This window comes from Cryobacterium sp. PH29-G1, from assembly GCF_030063365.1.
GTDB lineage: Bacteria > Actinomycetota > Actinomycetes > Actinomycetales > Microbacteriaceae > Cryobacterium.
Genome location: NZ_JASISY010000024.1, coordinates 1 through 3,762, shown reverse-complemented (window position 1 = coordinate 3,762; position 3,762 = coordinate 1). Strand labels below are relative to the sequence as shown.

The window sequence follows — 3,762 nt, the reverse complement described above, 5'->3', positions numbered from 1 at the left end:
GGGTGAGCAGGATCCTCGAGCGGGTCGGATCGGCCATTGCGCGGCCGAGCCGGTTCATGACATCGAGGCGGGAAGCAATAGTCAGCATGCGCTGACTATACAGTCAACAGTGACGAGTGGTTGCCTGAGTTTAGAAGACGAGCACCTTGTCGGCGGCAATGGTCCAGTCAGCAAGGGCGTCCATGGTGGATCGGGTGGCACCCTCGGTCAGCATGGTGTCCGTGATGCCGCGGGCGTCCATGCAGGTGCCGCAGCATCGGATCTGGCCACCCTGCCGGATGACCGTCGAGAGCATCCGGTCCAGCTTGTAATAGCCGTCGGGCGTCTTCTGTCCGGCCATCGCCACGGTGACGCCGTCGCCCATCAGGAAGAGCTGAGTCGTGACCTCGTCTCGTTTGGACAAGGATTTCGCCAGACGAACCGCGTTGTACGTCGTGTCCTGACCGTAGGCGGCGCCATTGATGATGATGAGGATGTTCACGCTGCGGCCTCGGAGGACACCGGAAAGTTGGCCAGTCGCCATTCCAGCATGCCCTCGTTCAGCCGGGCTGCTCGGCGGCCGCTCTCGCGAAGCAGGTCGATGGCCTCGTAGGCAAGCACGCAATACGCGCCGCGGCAGTAGGCGACAATGTCACGGCTGGGCGGCAGCTCACCGAGCCGGTCACTGAGTTCCTCGAGGGGAATGGAGAAGGCGCCGGGGATGTGCGCGGCCTGGTACTCCAGCCGTGGCCGGACATCCAGCACGACGACCGTCCCCGCCGCGGCGCGGGCGAGCAGTTCGTCTCGGGTGATCTCCTCTCGCGCCTCATCGTCCGCCGAGTCAGGCCCATCGAGCCCCAGGTAGGCGATACGTTTCGGTTCCACGTCGGACACGTGCGTCTGGGCGACGGTGCGGACCAGGCTGTAGAGCCGAGCGACGTCGTCCCCGGCGAGTTGGTAATGAATCCGGGTACCCTCACGCCGGGTGGTGACCAGACCCGCATGCTTGAGGGTTTGCAGGTGAGCGGACGCGGTGGTCAGGCCCAGGCCAGCCGCGGTCGCCAGCGATTCCACCGTGCGTTCACCCTGTGCGAGCAGGTCGATCAGCTCGAGGCGCTTGCCACTGCCCAGTGCCTTGCCGACGCGTGCGAACTGCTCGAACAGCGCCGACTTCTTCTCACGATCACCCATGTGCGTCCTCCCGGTTTCCCTCATACTAGTATCTTCTAGTAATCCATGGTTCTATGGAATATCGAAGTTTCCCGTTTCCGGCGGGGTCGTGCAATCTGAGGAGTGCGTACACATGGCGACGCTGCATCTTGTTCCCGTCATTGATGAGGGGCTGGGTAACTCCACCTACCTCCTGGACATCGGCCAGGGAAGGTCACTGGTGGTGGACCCGGAACGGGACCTGCGCGAAGTTCGCGCTGAGGCGCGGCGATTGGGACTGACCATCGCGTACGCCGCGGAAACACACCTGCACGCCGACTTCATCTCCGGCGTGCGCGAACTGCAGCACGCCGAAGGAGCCACTGTTCTTGCGCCCGAGGCCGGCCCGCGCGAATTCGCCCATACCGTGCTCAACGACGGCGACACCCTGGACCTCGGCGGCTTCACCCTGCAGGCACTCGCGACACCCGGCCACTCACCCGAACACCTCTCCTACCTGCTCCTCGACAATGGACGCATCGCCGGCGTGTTCACCGGCGGGTCGCTCATGGTCGGAACCGCCGGCCGCACCGACCTGGTCAGCCCGGACATGACCGTTCCGCTGGCCCGAGCCCAGTACCACTCGCTGAACCGGCTGATGGACCTGCCCGACGACACCCCGGTCTGGCCCACCCACGGCGCCGGATCGTTCTGCTCCGCCGCAGCCGGTGGCGAACGGACAACCACAATCGGCCGCGAACGGGCGACCAACCCACTGCTCCAGGTCTCCGGCGAGGACGCCTTCGTCGATGCACTGCTCGGTTCACTCGGCACCTTCCCGGGCTACTTCCTGCGCCTCGGCGAGATCAACCGGCGGGGCCCCGTCGTGCTCGGGGCCACCCCGGCCTTGCCGGCTCTCTCCGCCGACCGGGTGAAGGAGCTTCAGGAGCAAGGCGCCCAGGTCGTGGATGCCCGGCAGCCTGCGGACTTCGCCGCCGGCCACATCCCCAGCTCACTGTCCATCGCGTTGCGCCCCGTTTTCGCGACCTGGCTCGGCTGGCTGGCCGACCCAGACCGGCCGGTCATCATCGTGCGGGGGCCCGATCAGGACCCCGAAGACATCGTCTGGGCGGCCGCGAAGGTCGGCTTCGACGTTCTCGCGGGAGAACTCGAGGGCGGCTTCCCGACGTGGCAGAAGTCCGGAGCAACGGCGACCGGGTCGCTGATCGAGGCCGGGGGCCTGGTCTCCGGGGCCGAGGCATCCGCCGCCGTGATCGATATACGTCAGGCGTCTGAGTTTGTGGCCGGCCACGTGGCCGCTGCGCGGAACGTCGAACTCGGCGGTCTCGCCGAGCGCCTCTCCGAACTGCCGGCAGGTCCTCTCGTCGTCATGTGTGGACACAGCGAGCGCGCCATGAGCGCGGCCAGCATCCTTGAGCGCGGCGGCCGAACCGAGGTCGCCGTGCTCAACGGCGGCGCCGCGGACTGGGCACGCGAAGCGGGTCGCTCGCTGGAGACCGGACTGTGAGCCGGACACCGAAAACTGCGGATGATCGGAAGGGCGCGGACCGCGGCATCATCCTGGGCCTGAGGCAGAACTTCCCCCAGTTCATGCTGCTAGTCGCGATCAACGCGCTGGTCGGCGGCACCCTCGGCCAGGAGCGCACGGTGTTGCCGCTGCTGGCGGACGAGGTCTTCCACCTCGACCGGTACACCGGCGCGTTGACCTTCATCCTCGCGTTCGGCCTTGCCAAGGCCGGCACCAACTACTTCGCCGGCACCCTCTCCGACCGCTACGGCCGGAAACCCGTGCTGATCGCCGGCTGGCTGATCGCCATACCCGTACCGCTGCTGCTGATCGTGGGCCCGAGCTGGGGCTGGATCGTCGCCGCCAACGTGATTCTCGGGATCAGCCAGGGGCTGACCTGGTCCACCACCGTGGTCATGAAAATGGACCTCGTCGGCCCGAAACAGCGGGGCCTGGCCATGGGCTTCAACGAGTCGGCCGGCTACCTGGGCGTCGCGGCCACGGCCCTGGCCACCGGATACATCGCCGCCGAGTACGGGCTGCGCCCCGGCCCGTTCCTGCTCGGCGCCGCCTTCATCGCCCTCGGCCTCGGACTGTCCGTGCTCTTCGTGCGCGAAACTCGCCACCACGCGAAGGTCGAAGCGGCCAACCATGTGTCCGTGCACGCGCACGCCGGCTCCCTCAGCGACCGGCAAGTGTTCACCCTCACCAGTTTCCGGGACAAGTCGCTGTCCTCGATCAGCCAGGCCGGGATGGTCAACAACCTCAACGACGGCCTGGCCTGGGGCCTGTTCCCCATCCTGTTCGCTGCCGCCGGGCTCAGCATCGAACGCATCGGCATCCTGGCCGCCGTCTACCCGGCCGTCTGGGGAGCCGGCCAGCTGATCACCGGCGGCCTCTCCGACCGGATCGGCCGCAAATGGCTGATCGTCGGCGGCATGCTCGTGCAGGCCGTCGCCCTGGGCATGGTCGCTGCCGGGAACAGCTTCGGGATCTGGCTGGCCGCCGCCATGCTGCTCGGCGCCGGCACCGCCATGGTCTACCCGACGTTGCTCGCCGCGATCGGCGACGTCGCGCACCCCGAATGGCGAGCCCGCTCGGTGGGC

The 3,762-nt window shown here is 67.4% G+C and carries 4 protein-coding genes and 1 pseudogene; 2 read left to right on the top strand and 3 right to left on the bottom strand.

Features of this window, described 5'->3' with window-relative positions; genetic code table 11:
* From QMK22_RS17410 to QMK22_RS17400, 3 genes and pseudogenes are all read right to left on the bottom strand, one after another.
* Positions 1 to 88 (bottom strand): annotated as a pseudogene (locus QMK22_RS17410) (Cd(II)/Pb(II)-sensing metalloregulatory transcriptional regulator CmtR); the annotation flags it as partial.
* 42 nt (positions 89 to 130) lie between these two features.
* A complete protein-coding gene (locus tag QMK22_RS17405; RefSeq protein WP_283498918.1) occupies positions 131 to 481 on the bottom strand; it encodes a DsrE/DsrF/TusD sulfur relay family protein in 351 nt (116 codons plus the stop codon).
* Positions 478 to 1,170, bottom strand: a complete 693-nt coding sequence (locus QMK22_RS17400) for an ArsR/SmtB family transcription factor (RefSeq protein WP_283498917.1) — start codon at positions 1,168 to 1,170, stop codon at positions 478 to 480. Before QMK22_RS17400 ends, QMK22_RS17405 begins: the two co-directional genes overlap by 4 nt.
* A 112-nt stretch (positions 1,171 to 1,282) precedes the next feature.
* Here QMK22_RS17400 and QMK22_RS17395 point away from each other — a divergent pair, with 112 nt between their 5' ends.
* Positions 1,283 to 2,656: an MBL fold metallo-hydrolase gene (locus tag QMK22_RS17395; protein WP_283498916.1), complete on the top strand. Its 1,374-nt coding sequence runs from the start codon at positions 1,283 to 1,285 to the stop codon at positions 2,654 to 2,656.
* An 83-nt stretch (positions 2,657 to 2,739) separates the two neighbouring features.
* Positions 2,740 to 3,762, top strand: a 1,023-nt coding sequence (locus tag QMK22_RS17390) for an MFS transporter (RefSeq protein WP_283498921.1), incomplete at its 3' end; no start/stop codon positions are given.